At 69.0% G+C, this 16744-nt stretch carries 13 protein-coding genes; 4 read left to right on the forward strand and 9 right to left on the reverse strand.

Features of this window, described 5'->3' with window-relative positions; translation table 11 throughout:
- Window positions 1–241: 241 nt before the first annotated feature.
- Window positions 242–1657: a glycoside hydrolase family 88/105 protein gene (locus HH212_RS18950; RefSeq protein WP_229217353.1), complete on the reverse strand. Its 1416-nt coding sequence runs from the start codon at window positions 1655–1657 to the stop codon at window positions 242–244.
- 240 nt (window positions 1658–1897) lie between these two features.
- Between HH212_RS18950 and HH212_RS18955 the strand changes: the two genes are divergently transcribed.
- The 3 genes from HH212_RS18955 to HH212_RS18965 all read left to right on the forward strand — a co-directional run bounded on the left by HH212_RS18955 (window position 1898) and on the right by HH212_RS18965 (window position 4789).
- The gene (locus tag HH212_RS18955; protein WP_229217354.1) at window positions 1898–3013 is read left to right on the forward strand and encodes an alpha/beta hydrolase; all 1116 of its coding nucleotides are present in this window, start codon (window positions 1898–1900) and stop codon (window positions 3011–3013) included.
- A 154-nt stretch (window positions 3014–3167) separates the two neighbouring features.
- Entirely contained in the window at window positions 3168–3692 is a 525-nt protein-coding gene (locus tag HH212_RS18960) for a hypothetical protein (RefSeq protein WP_170203931.1), read from the forward strand.
- A gap of 359 nt (window positions 3693–4051) precedes the next feature.
- Entirely contained in the window at window positions 4052–4789 is a 738-nt protein-coding gene (locus HH212_RS18965) for a hypothetical protein (RefSeq protein ID WP_170203932.1), read from the forward strand.
- Window positions 4790–4826: 37 nt separating this feature from the next.
- On the opposite strand, the gene HH212_RS18970 is transcribed toward HH212_RS18965, so the two are convergent.
- The 6 genes from HH212_RS18970 to HH212_RS18995 form a co-directional block, all read right to left on the reverse strand.
- Complete coding sequence (locus tag HH212_RS18970) at window positions 4827–5525, reverse strand: FadR/GntR family transcriptional regulator (RefSeq protein WP_170203933.1); 699 nt, start codon at window positions 5523–5525, stop codon at window positions 4827–4829.
- Window positions 5526–6258: 733 nt separating this feature from the next.
- A complete protein-coding gene (locus tag HH212_RS18975) occupies window positions 6259–7260 on the reverse strand; it encodes an aldo/keto reductase (protein WP_170203934.1) in 1002 nt (333 codons plus the stop codon).
- Window positions 7257–8444: a galactokinase gene (galK, locus tag HH212_RS18980; RefSeq protein WP_170203935.1), complete on the reverse strand. Its 1188-nt coding sequence runs from the start codon at window positions 8442–8444 to the stop codon at window positions 7257–7259. Before galK ends, HH212_RS18975 begins: the two co-directional genes overlap by 4 nt.
- Window positions 8445–8485: 41 nt before the next feature.
- A complete protein-coding gene (locus HH212_RS18985; protein ID WP_170203936.1) occupies window positions 8486–9592 on the reverse strand; it encodes a UDP-glucose--hexose-1-phosphate uridylyltransferase in 1107 nt (368 codons plus the stop codon).
- 170 nt (window positions 9593–9762) lie between these two features.
- The gene (locus HH212_RS18990) at window positions 9763–11286 is read right to left on the reverse strand and encodes a glycoside hydrolase family 32 protein (RefSeq protein WP_170203937.1); all 1524 of its coding nucleotides are present in this window, start codon (window positions 11284–11286) and stop codon (window positions 9763–9765) included.
- A 70-nt stretch (window positions 11287–11356) separates the two neighbouring features.
- Window positions 11357–12460: a glycoside hydrolase family 53 protein gene (locus tag HH212_RS18995; protein WP_170203938.1), complete on the reverse strand. Its 1104-nt coding sequence runs from the start codon at window positions 12458–12460 to the stop codon at window positions 11357–11359.
- A gap of 198 nt (window positions 12461–12658) precedes the next feature.
- Between HH212_RS18995 and HH212_RS19000 the strand changes: the two genes are divergently transcribed.
- Window positions 12659–13618 (forward strand): LysR substrate-binding domain-containing protein, encoded by a 960-nt coding sequence (locus HH212_RS19000; protein ID WP_170203939.1) that lies wholly within the window; start codon window positions 12659–12661, stop codon window positions 13616–13618.
- 12 nt (window positions 13619–13630) lie between these two features.
- Here HH212_RS19000 and HH212_RS19005 read toward each other — a convergent pair whose 3' ends face one another.
- Both HH212_RS19005 and HH212_RS19010 read right to left on the reverse strand, forming a co-directional pair.
- A complete protein-coding gene (locus HH212_RS19005; RefSeq protein WP_170203940.1) occupies window positions 13631–14221 on the reverse strand; it encodes a hypothetical protein in 591 nt (196 codons plus the stop codon).
- Between the two features lie 18 nt (window positions 14222–14239).
- Complete coding sequence (locus HH212_RS19010; RefSeq protein WP_170203941.1) at window positions 14240–16738, reverse strand: beta-galactosidase; 2499 nt, start codon at window positions 16736–16738, stop codon at window positions 14240–14242.
- Window positions 16739–16744: the final 6 nt, after the last annotated feature.

The following is a 16744-nucleotide window of genomic DNA, read 5'->3' on the forward strand; positions in this document are numbered from 1 at the left end:
CGACTATCCGGCGCCGCCGTCTCCGCGGCGCCGCTGATGCTTCCTGCCCGATGGCTGCCCGGTCCGCCGCCGTTGCCGGCGTGGCGTCCAGGAGTCATATTGGTCGGACCATTCTAGATTGGTATGTTCACATATGCAATGTGGACAGACCACCTTATCCATGTTTGTGACTTAATTTCAACACTTGCCGGGCTGGGCGCGGGTCGGATCGCGGCCGCGCGCCTGCCGGAGAAGCAGCGCGTCAGTGGTGTTCGCGGTAGCTGGTCTGGCCGCCGTCCTTCGGCACGTAATGGTAGGTGCGCACGCGGTACTCGATGCTGAAGGCCGGGTTGTTCAGCATGCGGATGATCTCGGCGCCGGCCAGCAGCGTCGGCCCGTAGCCGTGCAGGGCGTCGACGCTGGTGGGGCGGTTGTAGTAGTACACCTGGTCGCCGGCGAAGGTGGTGCCGACGCAGGTGCCTTCGACCTGCCCCTTGTCGTTGATGCGCGTGGACAGCCCGGCCCAGCCGGCCTGGGCGACCGAGCCCCAGGTGGACGGGCTGACCCAGCCCTGGTTGACCGCATGCGCGATCACGTAGGTGAAGATGGCGCTGGCCGAGGTCTCGAGATACGAGTCGCTGCGGTCGATCATCTGGTGCCACAGGCCGCTGCCCGACTGCAGCTCGGCCACCGCGCGCAGCGACTTGCGCAACTGGGCCAGTACCTTGGGGGTGCCCGGATGGTCCTTGGGCAGCACGTCCAGCAGGTCGGCCATCGACAACAGCGCCCAGCCGTTGGCGCGCGCCCAGTAGAAGCGCGGCGCGTCCGGGTTGTTGGCGTTCCAGCCGTGCGTGTACAGGCCGGTCTGCGGGTCGGCCAGGTAGGACGACATCTGCAGCACGTTCTTGACGGCGTCGTCGAAGTAGGCGCGCTGGCCGCTCATGCGCCCCAGCTCGGCCAGCGCCGGCACGCCCATGTACATGTCGTCGGCCCACAGCGACACCGCCTGCGGGCGCTGGCGCGCCAGGGTGCCGTCCGCCAGGCGGAACTGGCGCCGCGCGACCCAGTCGCCGCACACCTTGATCTGGGCGGACAGGTCCGGGCCGACCCCGGCGCGGCGCGCGCGCATCATGGCGGCGCACATGGAGCCGGCGTCGTCCAGCGAGCGCGGGTCGAGGAAGCGCGAAAAGCTGTTGGCGCGTTCCAGGTGAAAACGCTGTTCCTGGGCGCGGAAGTAGGGCAGGCGCTCGGCGAAAAAATTGAAATGGCGCGCGGTCATGTCGGTGAAGCGCTTGTCGCCGGTGACCTCGGCCGCCTTGAGCAGGCCGGCGTGCACCACGCCCATCTCGTAGACCTGCAGGCCGAGGTCGCTGTCCATACCGGCCACCACGGCGTCCGCCACGGGCGTGGCGAAATCGGTGACGGGGGCGCCGCCGTCCTTGTGCACGATGCGGGTCGGCGTCTGCGATTCGAGGTAGGCGCGGATGCGCTGCAGCGACGCCGTGATCTCGGCCGCCACCGGCTTCTTGTACGGGACCGGGTAGGTACCCTCGGCCGGGTCGTTGCGGTTCTTGTTGTCGGGGTTGCGGTAGGGGCCGTCCGCGTGGGCGGGAACGGCCAGCGCGAATGCGCATGCGGTGGCGGCCAGCGAGGCCAGCAGTCTTGGCTTCAGATGCAACGTCGTCTCCAGTTGTGTCGTCGAACCTTCCTCGGCCGCGCGTTCGTGCACACCGTCCGGGCTGGTTTCTTTTTGGTCGGACCATTCTAATTTGGTAAGACCGCTTGTGCAAGGCGGATGGGCCGCAGCAGGGCATTTATGTTCGGAATCGTGGCATACTCGACACCATCGCGGCCGCGTGACCGCCCCCGCCGGCACCGCCGCGCTCCGATCAATACGCTATTCGACTGGAACACCGGTATGTCCCGCCCCAAGCCGCACCTTGCTCCGTATCCCGCCGCGCCGCGCGTGAACCGCCGCGCCGCCGTCTCGATGGGCGCGGCCCTGCTCGCCGTGCTGGCGCCGCTGGCGCAGTCCGCGGCGCAGACGGCCGCCGCCTCCGTGGCGGCGCCGGCACCCGCGCCCGCGCCCGCGCCCGAGAGCTATACCGCCGAGACCACCTGGGCCAAGCTGGCCAAGACGTATCCGTTCATCCGCATCGCCAGCCGTGCCGTGCCGGCCACGGTGCGCGCAGTCGAAGACATCACCTATGTGCAGCGCGGAACGCACGCGCTGCAGCTGGACCTGTACCTGCCGGCTGCGAAGGCGGGAGAACGTCCGCCGGCGCCGGCCATCGTCCTGGTGCACGGCGGCGGCTGGCGCGCCGGCCTGCGCAGCAACCTGGCGCCGCTGGCGATCCGCCTGGCCGAACGCGGCTACGCGGCGGCGACCATCGGCTACCGCCTGTCGCCCGAAGCCGGTTACCCGGCCGCGGTGCTGGACGCCAAGGCGGCGGTGCGCTGGCTGCGCGCCCACGGCCAGTCCTACGGCATCGATGGGGCGCGCATCGCCATCGGCGGCGCCTCGGCCGGCGGGCAGGTCGCCAGCCTGGCCGGCGTGACGGCCGACCGCGAGATCGTCGAGCCGGCGGCGGCCGTGGACGCGGCCGATGCGGCCACGGCGCCGGGCAAGGTATCGAGCGCGGTGCAGGCGATCGTCAACATCGACGGCCTGTCCGACTTCACCGCCCCGGAAGCGCTGCGCTACGAGGACGACCCGGCCAAGCAGCCGTCGTCGGCCGGCGCCTGGTTCGGCGGCCGCTATGCGCAAAAGGAAGCGCTGTGGCGCGAGGCCTCGCCGACCTTCCACGTCACGCGCGAGACGCCGCCGATCCTGTTCATCGGCAGCGCCCAGCCGCGTTTCAGTATGGGGCGCGAAGCGATGATCGGCAAGATGACGGCGCTGGGCATTCCCAGCCGGGTCGTGATGGTGCCGGACACGCCGCACAGCTTCTGGCTGTTCGATCCGTGGCTGGCGCCGACCGTGGAAGCGACCGCGGCGTTCCTGGACAAGTACCTGCGCGGCGCGGGCAGCTAGGGCGCGCCGCCGCCTGTGCCAGCCGCGCGGCCGCTACCCGAGGCGGGGGAGGGGCGCCGTGGACCGCGGGCGTGACGATGCACGCGTTTTGGCCGGGCTGCATTGCGGTATCCTCGGCGGCATCCGCCGGGTGGCGGATTAGGAAAGGAAAAAAATGGGTGCTCGCGGCGCGGTCGTCATGGGCTTCTTCGGCGCGGTATTCGCGGCGCTGACGATGCATTTGCAGTGGCAGCTCGGCGGCGTCATGCTGGCGTTGCCGTTCATCGTGTTCCTGGCCATCGGCGCCGCCGCCGCCCATACCCTGCGCTCGGAAGGCGATGGCATCGTGCTTTCCGAACGAACCAGAAAGGCGCTGGTCTGGAGCAGCACCGGCGAGGGCATCGGTATCTTCATCGCAGCGAATGTCGTCGCCAACCTGCACCGTCCCGACCTGCTGCTGCCGGCGATCGCCCTCGTCGTCGGCCTGCATTTCCTGCCGATCGCCCACGCCGCCGCGTTCCGCCCGTTTTATGTGCTCGGCGCATTCCTGCTGCTGGCTGCCGCCATCGGCTTCGCGGTCGCCGCGCCGCTGGGCGGCGACATTGCCGGCATCGCGGCGGCCCTGGCGCTGTGGTGCGCATCGGCGGCGGCCATCGGCCGCGACCGGCAAGTGAAACGGGCGTCGCTGGCGCGCGGCTGAGGCCGGCAGCGCATGTCGCGGCCGACGTTGTCGGCGGCAGCATCCAATATAGAAAAACAAGTTTCTTGGTGCCGCTCAAAAGCGGGTCGCCGGAAAACGCTATTGTTTTCGCTATTCGAGTGGCGATGCATTCCGGTTAGCCAGTTCCAATGCAATCGATCGGCACAGCAAGATAGTTTCAGTATTTCAGTTTTCGCTCGAAATAGTGGAAGCCGATGCATTGTTCACTCAGCAATCCACAGCACGATCTTTACATGCTTTTATGGGGTGTATTCCGCCAGGCCCCTCCGGATGCGTCCGGCGCGCGGCTAGACTCTGCATGGACGATCCTTCCCAGCGCCCGACCCGAAAGTGTATCCATGGACATGCCCGAGCTGTTTTCGACCCTGGCGGAACGCGCGCGGCTGCTGCTGCAGCTGGCGCGCCTGCCGGTTGCCCGGCTGCGCTTCGACCAACGCCTGAATCCCGAGGGCATCCGCCGCACCCACGCCCTGTTCACGCGCCCGCATGCGCGCTACAAAGTGTTCGGCAACAAGACCATGGGCATCGCGCTGGTCGACCTGCGCGCGTTCGAAGGACAGGCCGCCGCTTACCTGGCGTCGGTGCGGCGCAGCGGCCATGCCGGGCCGCAGAGCAAGAAGGCGGCCGCGCGCGGCTACAGCGTGCGCCGCTTCGACCGCAACGAGCACGCCGACGCCATCCACGCCATCCACACCTCGTGCGAGGAGCGCCAGGGCCGGCCGATGGACAGCCAATACCTGGTGAAACGGGACGATTTCGATACCCCGTCCCACTTCGAATGCCACGGCGTGTTCGACGCCGAAGGGCGCCTGGCCGGCTATTGCACGATGGGCCGCTACGGCAATTTCGTCGCCACCGACCAGCTGATCGGCTACAAGAACCAGGACGGTATCATGTACCTGCTGCTGTCGACCATCATCTGCGGCCTGATCGAGGAGGGCGCGGTCGATTACTTCATGTACGACACCTTCCTCGGCGCCAGGCCGGGGCTGCGCGACTTCAAGCGCCGGGTCGGCTTCCGGCCGTACCGGGCGCGCTACACGCTGGCGGGCGCGGACGCCGCCGCGCCGGCGTAGCGCCCGGCAGCGTGTATCGACCGGCGCTCGGCCCCGATCAGCCGCGCGAAAAGGTGCGCGTCACGCGGTCCAGGTGCGCGCGCATGGCCTGCTTGGCGCCGGCCACGTCGTGCGACGCGATCGCCGACAGGATGTTGCGGTGGTCGATCAGGGTCTGCTGGCGCAATTCCTCGGTCTGGAAATGTTCCTTGAGCTTGTGCCACAGGGTGCCGCGCTGGTTCCACAGGTACTCGACCACGCCCACCAGCGCGCTGTTGCCGCTGGCGCGCGCGATCGCCAGATGAAAATTGCGGTCGGCGGTTTCGTTGGCGTCGCGGTCCTGGTAATCCTGCTCCATCTGCTCGACCGCGACCAGGATGGCGTCGATGCCGGCCGCCGTGGCATTCTTGGCGGCCAGCGCCGCCACCTCAACCTCGATCATGCGGCGCGCCGCCAGCACCTCGAACGGGCCGGGGCCGGCCGCCGGGCCGTTCTTGTGCGCCGGCGCCGGCTCGCTCACGTACACGCCGGAACCGCCGTGCACCTCGACGATGCCGCCCAGTTCCAGCGCGATCAGCGCTTCGCGCAGCGAGGTGCGGCTGACGCCCAGCTTGGTGGAGAGGTCGCGTTCGGAAGGCAATCGTTCGCCCGGCTGGATGTTTTCTTCACGGATCAGGTCTTCGATCCGGTTCGAGACGACCCGGTACAGGCGCGGCTCGGCGGAAGTCGCTTCTTGCGGCGCGGTGGTTCTCTTCATCGGTGAATTCGTTCCGGAAAGATTGACGGCGGATGCCAAGAGCCGAATCTTAGTTTGGTCCGGGCAAGGTTGCAAGGGGAGCAACCGAAATGCCGATGAGCTTGAGCGGAACTGCAAATTTTCGAGCGTTGCCGGCGCTGCGCGCTGCTGTCCAAGACAACCTTTATCTCTGCTTCAACCAATAACGCGTCGTTCCCGGCACTGCCGAGAACGACTCCCCGCGAAGGCGGGGACCCATACTGAGCAACAGAATTCATTACCATTGAAGCAACTGGAATATTTCAGAAATATCAACTGTGGATGCTCAGCATGGATCCCCGCCTGCGCGCACTACTGTCCAAGATAGTATTGCTGGCCTAAAAACCGTCGTTCCAGGCACTGCCTGAAACGACTCCCCGCGAAGGCGGGGACCCATACTGAGTGTCAAAAGTTGGTATTTTTGAAGCATTCTGACTGCTTCCAGCTACCAAATTTTCTTGCTCAGTATGGAGGGGATAATGCCAGTGGCATTATCCCCGCCTTCGCGGGGACGACGAGTTATTGGCTAGGAATGATTTTTACGTTACTGCTAGCAACAAAACCTGCTTAAGGCAGAGATAACAATTATCTTGGACAGCAGTGCGTCTGCGCGGGGAGTCGTTTCAGGCAGTGCCTGGAACGACGGTTTTTAGGCCAGCAATACTATCTTGGGCAGCAATGTACGCAGGCGGGCACCCATGCTGAGTATCCGAACTCAGCCAGCCAGCAGAATTTCTTCAATCGCCGCCAGTTCGTCGCCGCCCAGTGCCGGCATCTGCACCGCCCGGACCGCGTCCAGCACCTGCCGCGGCTTGCTGGCGCCGATCAGCACCGAGGTCACCGCCGGCTGGCGCTTGACCCAGCGTAGCGCCAATTGGGCCAGCGACTGGCCCCCTTCGCGCGCGATCGCGTCCAGCCGGCGCGCCACGTCGAGCCGCTCGTCGGTGACGTGTTCCGGCCGCAGGAAGCCCACGCCGCCGGCCGCGCGCGAATCGGCCGGCAGCGCGCCGCCCAGGTAGCGGTCGGTGAGCAGGCCCTGCGCCAGCGGCGAAAAGGCGACGCCGCCGATGCCTTCCTGTTCCAGCACCGGCAGCAGATCGTCCTCGACGCCGCGCACCAGCATGCTGTAGCGCGACTGGTTGACCACGCACGGCGTGCCCAGGCGGCGCAGTTCGGCGGCGGCGCGCCGGGTCTGTTCGCCGTTGTAGTTGGAGATGCCGGCGTACAGCGCGCGCCCGCTGCGCACGATCCAGTCCAGCGCCGCCATGGTTTCTTCCAGCGGCGTGGACGGGTCCGGACGGTGATGATAGAACACGTCCACGTAGTCCAGGCCCATGCGTTTCAGGCTCTGGTCGAGGCTGGCCACCAGGTACTTGCGGCTGCCCCAGTCGCCGTACGGCCCCGGCCACATGGTGTAGCCGGCCTTGGTGCAGACCACGAGTTCGTCGCGGTAGGGCCGCAGGTACAAGTCGAACAGGCGCCCGAAATTGCGCTCGGCCGATCCCGGCGGCGGACCGTAGTTGTTGGCCAGGTCGAAGCAGGTGACGCCGTGGTCGAAGGCGGTGCGCACGATCTCGCGCTGGCGCGCCAGGTCGGCGCCCTCGCCGCCGAAGTTGTGCCACAGTCCGAGCGACACCGCCGGCAGGCGCAGGCCGCTGCGGCCGCAATGCGGATACGGCATCGTGTCGTAGCGGCTTGGCGCCGCCTGCCAGCTCATGCGGCGGCCTGCGCGCCGGTGTCCGCGCGCAGCGTGCCGGCGCCGGCCGCCGCGCGGCAGACGTAGACGGTGGATTGCTTGCCGTCCGGGCTGCGGTAGTCGCGCGCCACGGCGGCCTGCACCCGCTCCACCAGCGCGTGCGGCACCAGCGCCACCACGCAGCCGCCGAAGCCGCCGCCGGTCATGCGCACGCCGCCGTCGGCGCCGATGACATCCTTGACGATCTCCACCAGGCGGTCGATGGCCGGCACCGTGATCTCGAAGTCGTCGCGCATCGAGGCGTGCGAGGCGGCCATCAATTCGCCCATGCGCGCCAGGTCGCCGGCCTGCAGGGCGACGGCGGCGTCCTGCACGCGCGCGTTCTCGCTCACCACGTGGCGCGCACGCTGCAGCGCCACCGGGTCCAGGCCGTCGGCCTGGGCGTCCAGCATGGCCAGGTCGACGTCGCGCAGCGCCTTGACGCCGAAGTGGCGCGCCGCCGCCTCGCACTGCTCGCGCCGGGTGTTGTAGGCGCTGTCGACCAGGCCGCGCGTGACGTGCGAATTGAAGATCATGATGGCGGCGTTGTCCGGCACCGGCACCGGCTGCACGTCCAGCGAGCGGCAGTCGATCAGCAGCGCGTGGCCCTCGACCCCGCAGGCGGAGCTGATCTGGTCCATGTTGCCGCACTTGCAGCCGACGAAGTCGTTCTCGGCGCGCTGCGCCACCAGCGCCATCTCCACCGGCGACAGGTCGAAGCCGGGCAGGGTGGCGAACAGGCGGCACACCGCCACCGACAGCGAGGCCGACGACGACAGCCCGGCGCCCTGCGGCACGTCGCCCCCGATCACCACGTCGAAACCCTGCAGCGCCAGGCCGCGTTCGCGCAGCGCACGCACCACGCCGCGCACGTAGTTGGCCCACATCGGGGCGTCCAGGCGCTCGATCGGCGCGTCCAGCGCGTATTCGTCGACCGCGTCGGCGTAGTCGGCGGCGACCACGCGCAGCGTGCGGTCGGCGCGCGGGCGCGCGGCGATCACGGTGCGGTAGTCGATCGCGCAGGGCAGCACCAGGCCGTCGTTATAGTCGGTGTGCTCGCCGATCAGGTTGACCCGGCCGGGGGCTTGCACCACGATCGGTGCGGCGCCGCCGAAGGTGGCCTGGAACACGTCGGCCACGCGGGCCGTGAGGGTTTCGTTCGTCATGCTGTCGATGAGCTTATAGGTTACAGGTTGCGGTTGATGATTCAGGAGTGGGCGGCGGCCAGTTCGGCGTCCAGGTAATGCACCTCGTCGGACTGCTCGCGCAGGCGCGCGGCGGCCTGTTCCGGGGTCAGGTCGCGCTGCGACTCGGCCAGCATCTCGAAGCCGACCATGAACTTGCGCACCGTGGCCGAGCGCAGCAGCGGCGGGTAGAAGTGGGCGTGCAGCTGCCACGGCTGCTTGTCGTCAGCCTCGCCGGCGGGGGAATAGGGCGCGCCGTGCCAGCCCATCGAATACGGGAACGAGGTCTCGAACAGGTTGTCGTAGCGCGTGGTCAGCTTTTTCAGCGCCAGCGCCAGGTCGGCGCGCTGTTCGCGGGTCAGGTCTTCCAGGCGCGATACCGCGAAGCGCGGCAGCAGCAGCGTCTCGAACGGCCACGCCGCCCAGTACGGGACGATCGCCAGCCAGTGCTCTGTTTCCACCACCACGCGTTCGCTGCCGGCTTCGCGCTCGGCCACGTCGAGCAGCATCGGGCGGCCCTGCCTGGCGAAGTAGTCGCGCTGGCGCCGGTCCTCGGCGGCCGGCAGGTTGGGCAGGAAACTGCTGGCCCAGATCTGGCCGTGCGGGTGCGGGTTCGAGCAACCCATCACCGCGCCCTTGTTCTCGAACACCTGCACCCAGCGGTAGGTGGCGCCCAGCTCGGCCGCTTGTTCGCACCAGGTATCGACCACGCCTTCGATGGCGGGCACGGACAGCAGCGGCAGCGACTTGCCGTGGTCGGGCGAGAAGCAGATGACGCGGCTGACGCCGCGCGCGCTCATGTTCTGGAACAGCGGGTCGCCGGCCTGCGCACCGTCGGCGCCGCCTTCACCCGTACCCGCGCCGGCTTCGGCATCCGGCGTGTCCGGCATCAGCGCGGCGAAGTCGTTCTCGAACACGAAGGTGCCGCTGTAGTCGGGATTGCGCTCGCCGTTGACGCGCAGGTTGCCGGCGCACAGGTAGCAGCTGGGGTCGTGCGCGGGCAGGGCGCTGCGGTCGACCTTTTCCTGCTGGCCCTGCCAGGGGCGCTTGGCGCGGTGCGGCGATACCAGCACCCATTCACCTGTCAGGGGGTTGTGGCGGCGGTGCGGATGGTCCGAGGGATTGAACATGGGATCTCCTTGTACTGTGTGCTGGATATGGCAATTATTTGGCGGCAAAGCTTAGCCGTGCGACAGGCGCCAGTCTACTGCGAGTTGCGCATCGAGGTATGCCGTTTCGATATACCGGGCGCGCCTGCCGCCCGATCGCTTCGCCATGGCGGGCCCGGCATGCCGGCACGCTAGCGCCCGCCGGTCGGCAGCAGGGCGTGCACCGCGATGTCGGGGAGCGGGCCGCCGGCGACGGCGAGCTCGAGGCGATCGGGCGGCGCCGCGAAGAAGTGCAGCAGCGTGGCGCAGCCGGTGCCACCGGCCGCGAACAGCTCCAGCGAGCAGCGATCGAACACCAGGCGCAGGTCGAGCGGCTTGCCGTCCGGCGGCGGCGCCCACGACATCTTGTCGGTGAAGAAGCGGTGCCGGAAGCCCCGGGCGTTGCCGCGGTCGACCCACACCGAGCCGACCGCCGGGCCGGGATCGTAGCCGACTTCCAGGTATTCGCCGGTGCCGTTGGCCAGGCGCAGGCTGGTGACGGTGTCCGGCGCGCACGCCAGGCGGATCTCCAGCGCCGTGTCCGGCGGCAGCGCCGTGCTGGCCCGGCCCGGTCCCTGCGCGATGACCTGCCTGCGCGCCGCCTCCAGGCCCAGCGGTTCCTGCACCAGCTTCCAGTCGTCCGCCACCCGGCGCAGCGACAGCCGGCGCGGCAGCGTCATGGCGCCGCGCCATCGGCCGGTGGGCAGGTCGTTGGCGTACTGCCAGTTGTTCATCCAGGCGATGCCGACCGGCGCGCCGTCGACGCCGGCGAAGGTCTGCAGCGCATAGAAATCCTTGCCGAAGTCGGCGAAGCGGGTGGCGCCGTCATCAAGCACGAAGCGGCGCCCGTCGAAGCGGCCGACGAAGTACTGCACCGTGCTGCCGCCCTGCGGCGCGCCCGGATTGATCGACAGGAACAGCACCCAGCGCGTGCCGCCGCCCGCCACCGGCAGCTCGACCAGGTCGGGGCACTCGTAGTCGATGCCGTAGACGCCGGCATGGGCGAACTCGCCGGCCGCGCGCCAGTCCTTGAGGTTGCGCGAGCGGTAGAACATGACCCGGTGCTCGCGCGAGCGCACCACGCACATCACCCAGACCTTGCCGGGCGCGTGCCAGAACACTTTCGGGTCGCGGAACTGGTCCGAGCCGACGTCCAGCACCGGATTGCCGCGGTAGTCGGCGAAGCTGCGGCCGCCGTCGCTGCTGTAGGCCAGCGCCTGCACCTGGCGCGTGGCCGAGGCGCGCGTATAGACCGCCACCATGCCGCCGCGCCCGTTGCCTTCACCGCGTTGCGCGAGCAGGCCGCTGCTGTTGGCACGGTCGATCACCGCCGAGCCGCTGAAGGCCATGCCGTCCGCCGTCTCGCGCAGGGCCAGCGGCAGCACCTGCCAATGCAGCAGGTCGCGGCTGACCGCGTGGCCCCAGTGCACGCGGCCCATCTTCGCTTCGAACGGGTTGTGCTGGTAGAACAGGTGCCATTCGCCGTCGGCGAACACCAGGCCGTTGGGGTCGTTCATGAAACCCTGCGGCGGGGTGAAGTGCAGCACCGGGCGGTAGCGCTCGTCGGCAGATGGGACCGGCGCCGGCGCCGGCGCTTGCGCCCAGGCGCCGCGCGCGGCGGGCAGGCCGGCCAGGGACAGCAGGGCGGTCGAGGTAAAGGTACGGCGTGAGATCATGCGTGCTTCCCGGATGGTTGGACGCGGCGATTCTAACCGAGGGCCGGCCCGCGTAATGACACGGCTGGCATCAACGCTCCAGGAAGGCGTCCATCCCCGGTCCCGGCTTGCCGCGCTGGTCGAAGGCGCCCATGCCGTAGTTCTTCCAGCCGTAGGCCTCCGGTTCCCAGTAGAACACGCCCAGCGCCGGCCCGTTCCTGACCGCGCGCGCCCTGGCGATCAGGCTGGAAACGATGGCGCCGGCCTCGGGGTCGTCCCAGGGCGCGCCGACCTCGGTCAGCATCACCGGCTTGCCGTAGCGCGCCACCAGGTCGTCCATGCTGGCGGTGCAGGCGGCCACCGCGCTGCGCCAGGTGTGGCCCTTGGCGGTGGTCGGGTACGACGAGATGCCGATCACGTCGAAGGGCGCGCCGTGCTTTGCCAGGCCGTCGAAGTTCCAGCGGAAGGTGGCGTTGTCGTGGCAATTGTCGACGTGGACGATGACCTGCGCCTGCGGGAACACATCCTTCACCGCGCCGTAGCCGCGCTTCACGAACAGCGCGTAGTTGGCCATGTTCGTGCTGGCGCGTCCCTCGGGCCACAACAGGCCGTCGCGCGTCTCGTTGCCGACCTGCACCCACTCGGGCGCGATGCCGGCGGCGCGCAGCGCGAGCAGGCTGGCGCGCGTGTGCGCGGCCAGCGCATCGGCCAGGCCGGCCGCGTCCAGGTGCGCCGAGGCCGCCGGCTTGGTCTGCTGCTGCGGATCGGCCCAGGAATCGCTGTAGTGGAAGTCGAGCATGATGCGCATGCCGGCCGCCTGCGCGCGGCGCGCCTTGGCGATGGTGTCGGCGATGCCGTTCCAGCCATCCTGCGGATCGACCCAGATGCGCAGGCGCACCGCGTCCATGCCTTGGTCCTTGAGGATCGCGAACAAGTCGCGCGGCGCGCCGTTGCGGTCGCGGAAGACATACTGCGCGGCTTCCATCTCCGTGACCCAGCTGATGTCGGCGCCCTTGGCGAAGGCCGGCGCGCCGGCGGCGGGCGCGGACGGCGCGGACGGCGCCGGCAGGCTGGCGCAGGCCGCCAGTTGCAGGCCGAGCGCCAGGGCAGTCAGGGCAGTCAGGGCACGCAGCGGATGGCGGCTGGCAAGGCGGGCAAGACGGGCAGGGGCGGCGGGCGTGCTGGATGGGTTCATGGGCGTCGGTGTGCGTGGGTGGAAGCGCGGTCCGGACGATGCGATCGGGTGCCGGCCGGACCGCGGCAGCGCGCATTGTAGGGACAAGGGCCAGCGTGCGTCCATGCGATCTTTCGTTGCAGGCATGTAAAAATCGTATGGCTGGTTTGACCGTGCCCGGGCCGCCAATTATCATTGGAAAAATTATCTGCAGTAAATATGTCCGATCCCCGTCCCGACCGCTCCGACCGCTTCGTGCGCGCCTACCTCAAAACCCGCCACCTGGTGCTGCTGGTCGAGCTGGGACGGCACGGCTCCATCATGCAGGCCGCCCAGGCCGCCAACCTGACCCAGCCGGCGGCCTCCAAGCTGCTCGGCGAACTCGAACACGCGCTCGGCGTGCCGCTGTTCGAACGCCTGCCGCGCGGCGTCGAACCGACCTGGTACGGCAAGGTGCTGATCCGCCGCGCCGGCGCCTCGCTGGCCGAGATGGACGCCGCCTACCAGGAGGTGATGGAACTGGCCTCCGGCTTGCGCGGCCGGGTCGCGCTTGGCGCCATCCTGACGCCGGCCAGCACGCTGGTCCCGGCGGCGGTGACGATGCTCAAGGCGCGCCACGCGCGCGTCAACGTGTCGATCGAGGTCGACAGCAGCGCGGCGCTGGTGCGGCGCCTGCGCGCCGGCGAACTGGACATCGCCATCGGCCGCGTGACCGACCCCGCCGCCATGGCCGCCGCCGACGAACTGCAGTTCGAGCCGCTCAGCGACGAGCCGCACTGCCTGATCGTGCGTCCCGGCCACCCGCTGCTCGGCGTCGGCCCGGTCGGCCTGGACGAACTGGCGCGGCAAGGCTGGATCGTGCCGCCGCCGGGCAGCCTGGTGCGCGACTGCATCGCCTCGCTGTTCCTGTCGCGCGGCGTGGAGCAGCCGGCCGAGACGGTGTCGACCTCGTCCCTGCCGGTGGTGACGGCGCTGCTGGCGCGCAGCGACATGGTGGCGCCGATGTCGGTGGAGCTGGTGCGGCCCTACCTGGACAGCGGCCTGCTGGCGGTGCTGCCGTTCGACCTGGACTTGCGCATGGATATGTACGGGTTCATCACGCGGCGGCAGCACCGCTTGTCGCCGGCGGCGGAGGCGATGCTGGGGGTACTGAGGGAAGCAGCGCGGGCCACGGCGTGAGCGCACGCCGCTTTATCCATCCTCGCGCTGGGCGGCATGTTTCAGCATCGCCAAGGCCTGGACGGCCGGATAATCCCGATGCGTGGCGAAGCGATGACGGTAATAGGCGTTCCAGTAGCTGATCGCCCTTTGTTCGAGGACGTGGCAGTGGTGTGGGTCGAGCCGGAAAAAATCCACGTATTTCGCTTCGATCCCTTGCTCGAAACGTTCATGGATCGGCTCGACGATCTCGATCACGTATTCGCCGAGCAGTTGGACGATAAACGGTACCGCCCAATCCGGTTCGCTCGCCAGGAGGCGACGCAGGCACACCTCGCGGATCGATCCATCATGATGCCGGGATCCCAGGCACTGGGCAATGACACCCGCCTCGCCCGGCTCGTCCAGCGCCGCGAGGACCCGCTTCGCATCGTAATACACGCGATACGGAATGGCGAGAAACGCGTTTTGAAGCCGGACGGAAACGACGGTCTCCGAAGGGGCGTGCATCTGACCCTGCGCGAGCATGGGCGCCACGCGCTGCACGTGTCCGGCCAGGACTGCGGGAAAAGCCCTGGTTTCGGCAACGTCAGCGACGCCGATGGATACGAAAGAAAAAATCATGTCGCTCCATATTGTCGATCAGCGGCCGATCTCCAGCCGGTACGCCGGCACCACCTGCACCTTGCGCAGCGCCGCCACCTGCGCCTGCCCGCCGAACGCCGGCCGGTGCTCGCGCGGCAGGTAGATCGGCGCATCGGCGCGCAACGGCAGCACCGTCAGCATCAACGGCCCGAAGCGCGAAGCTCCCAGGTTCCCCAGCCCGAACTGCCAGCGCTGGCCGTTGTAGTACCAGTCGTCCACCATGCGCGTGCCGTCGAACAGGCGCGCCACGTCGCCGCTGAAGTCGATGTCGAGCAGGTCGTCGGCGCCCGGCCGGTCGCCACCGAAGGCCAGTTCCCATGCCGCCGATGCGCCGAAGCTTTCCGGATCGGGCAGCAGGGCCGCCTTGGCGGTGCCGCCGATGCGCACCGGCGCCGCCGGCTGGGCCGCGCGCACCTGGCGCATGGTCACTGTCGTCGAGCGCGCCGGCACCGACGCTTCGAGCACCTGGAACAGGCCGTCGCGGCCGGACGAACGCAGCGCGGCGCCGCCGGTGGCCGCCGGCTGGTCCAGCGCCGGGTACACCGCCGCCCTGAAATTCGGCTGGCCGAGGCTGCGCAGCACCAGGCGTCCGTTCTCGACGTAGGCCTGGCTGTCGCTCAGCACCAGCCGGCGCCGGCCCTGGATGTCGCCCACGATCAACTGTCTCGCCTGGTCCTGCGCCAGCACCAGCACCGTCACCGGCTGCTTGCCGGCGCAGGCCAGCGTCAGCGCCGCGTCCAGGCCTGGGCGGATGCCGTCCACGGTCAGCTGGCCGCCGGCGTTGTCGACATGCGCACCGGTGCCGGCATGCACGCAGTCGCGCGCGCTCGCGCCGAACGCGAATTCGACCGGCACGCCGGCCTGCGCCGCGAACACGTAGACGCTGCCCTGGCCGCCGGCGCCGTCTAGGCGCGCCACCGGCTGCGCGGTCGCATAGCGCAGCCGGTGGCCGTCCATGTCGAAGTTCACCGGCCAGATGAAGTAGCTGCCGCTGGCCAGGTCGACCGGCTTGCGTGGCAGCGTCACCGCGCCGCCCGGCAGCTTGACCGTGAAGCGCACGTCCTTCTGGGCCGGGGTGGGGTACTGGCGCACGTGGCCGTTGTAGAACAAGAAGGCGGCGTCGCCGCGGCTACGCACCGACAGGCGCGGCGTGGCCAGGTCGTCGGGCGCGCGCGGCGCCACGTCCGGCTTGCGCACGGTCATCGGCGCCAGGCGCGCGCCGAAGTCGTGCAGAAGAAAGTGGAACGGGCGCAGCCAGGCCAGCACCGGGCGCTGCTGGCCGTCCGGTCCGAGCGGGGCGTTGAAGTCATAGTTGATGGCCGGCGTGTCGTTGTAGCCGCCGGTGCGCGTGCTTTCTTCCATCGTGGTGCCCATCACCGGATTGCGCCCGCCATGGAACATGTAGTAGCCCATCAGGTTGACGCCGGAACCCAGCTGCACCGGCAGCATCGCCGCGATGTCGTCGGGCGAGACCAGCGTGCGGCGCCGGTACATGGCCGGCAGGCCGGCGCCGTATTCCGCGCCGAGGAAGGGCGTGCGCGTCATGTCGGTCTCGGCGGTGCCCTGCTGGGTGGCATGGGTCTGGGCGCCGAGGTCGCCGCTGACGCGGCTGTCGAAGCGGAAGGCGTAGGTTTCCTTGGGCGGCAGTTCGCGCGTGCTGGTGCCCCACGGTTCGTCCGGGTAGCTGCCGAACACCGGTGTCACTTCGCCGGACGGGTACAGCGTCTGGTCCCAGCCGGTGACGGTGTAGTAGGGCACGTCGATGCCGGCCTTCAGCACCAGTCCCTTGAGGGTGCGGATGTGGCCGGCGCCGCGGCCCGGGCCGGCCAGGTTGTATTCGTTCTCGATCTGCGCGCCGATCACCGGGCCGCCCTGTTTCCACAGCAGCCCGTCGAGCTGGCGCCCGATCTCGTTGTAGAAGCGCGCGACATAACCGAGATATTGCGGATCGTCGCGCCGGGTCGGCATGGCGTCCACCACCCAGTCCGGCACGCCGCCGTATCTCACCTCGGCGTGCGCCCAGGGGCCGACGCGCACCACCACCTGTAATCCCGCCTGTTGCGCCAGCTGGACGAAGCGGCGCAGGTCGCGGTTGCCGCTCCAGTCGAAGCGGCCTTCGTTGGCTTCGTGGTGGTTCCAGATGACGTAGAAGGCGACGATGTCGATGCCGGCCGTCTTCATCTTGGCCAGCTCCGCTTCCCAGCTGGCGGCCGGCACGCGCGAGTAGTGGAATTCGCCCATCACCGGCAGCCAGGGCTGGCCGTCGCGGGTGAGGTACTGGCTGTTGATGCCGAGGACGTGGCCGTCGGGGGAGCGCGCGGTGCCGGTCTGGATGGTGTTCATCAGCGGCGTTGCGGCGGGGGCGCTGGCGTCGATGGTGAGCAGGCGTTCGGCGTGGGCGGCATGGCACAGCAGGGCGGTTGCTAGGCAGATGGCGGTAACGCAGGCGGTGCGGCGGACGGTGCGGCGGGTGGCGGGGCGGAAGGATGGGTACATGGATTC

The organism is Massilia forsythiae (genome assembly GCF_012849555.1).
GTDB lineage: Bacteria > Pseudomonadota > Gammaproteobacteria > Burkholderiales > Burkholderiaceae_D > Telluria > Telluria forsythiae.

What these genes read in the sequence shown, in the direction of transcription:
- HH212_RS18955 (WP_229217354.1), top strand. Translation starts at nt 1,898, where the DNA reads ATGTCCCGCCCCAAGCCGCACCTTGCTCCGTATCCCGCCGCGCCGCGC.
- HH212_RS18960 (WP_170203931.1), top strand. Translation starts at nt 3,168, where the DNA reads ATGGGTGCTCGCGGCGCGGTCGTCATGGGCTTCTTCGGCGCGGTATTC.
- HH212_RS18965 (WP_170203932.1), top strand. Translation starts at nt 4,052, where the DNA reads ATGGACATGCCCGAGCTGTTTTCGACCCTGGCGGAACGCGCGCGGCTG.
- HH212_RS18970 (WP_170203933.1), bottom strand. Translation starts at nt 5,525, where the DNA reads ATGAAGAGAACCACCGCGCCGCAAGAAGCGACTTCCGCCGAGCCGCGC.
- HH212_RS18975 (WP_170203934.1), bottom strand. Translation starts at nt 7,260, where the DNA reads ATGAGCTGGCAGGCGGCGCCAAGCCGCTACGACACGATGCCGTATCCG.
- galK (WP_170203935.1), bottom strand. Translation starts at nt 8,444, where the DNA reads ATGACGAACGAAACCCTCACGGCCCGCGTGGCCGACGTGTTCCAGGCC.
- HH212_RS18985 (WP_170203936.1), bottom strand. Translation starts at nt 9,592, where the DNA reads ATGTTCAATCCCTCGGACCATCCGCACCGCCGCCACAACCCCCTGACA.
- HH212_RS18990 (WP_170203937.1), bottom strand. Translation starts at nt 11,286, where the DNA reads ATGATCTCACGCCGTACCTTTACCTCGACCGCCCTGCTGTCCCTGGCC.
- HH212_RS18995 (WP_170203938.1), bottom strand. Translation starts at nt 12,460, where the DNA reads ATGAACCCATCCAGCACGCCCGCCGCCCCTGCCCGTCTTGCCCGCCTT.
- HH212_RS19000 (WP_170203939.1), top strand. Translation starts at nt 12,659, where the DNA reads ATGTCCGATCCCCGTCCCGACCGCTCCGACCGCTTCGTGCGCGCCTAC.
- HH212_RS19005 (WP_170203940.1), bottom strand. Translation starts at nt 14,221, where the DNA reads ATGATTTTTTCTTTCGTATCCATCGGCGTCGCTGACGTTGCCGAAACC.
- HH212_RS19010 (WP_170203941.1), bottom strand. Translation starts at nt 16,738, where the DNA reads ATGTACCCATCCTTCCGCCCCGCCACCCGCCGCACCGTCCGCCGCACC.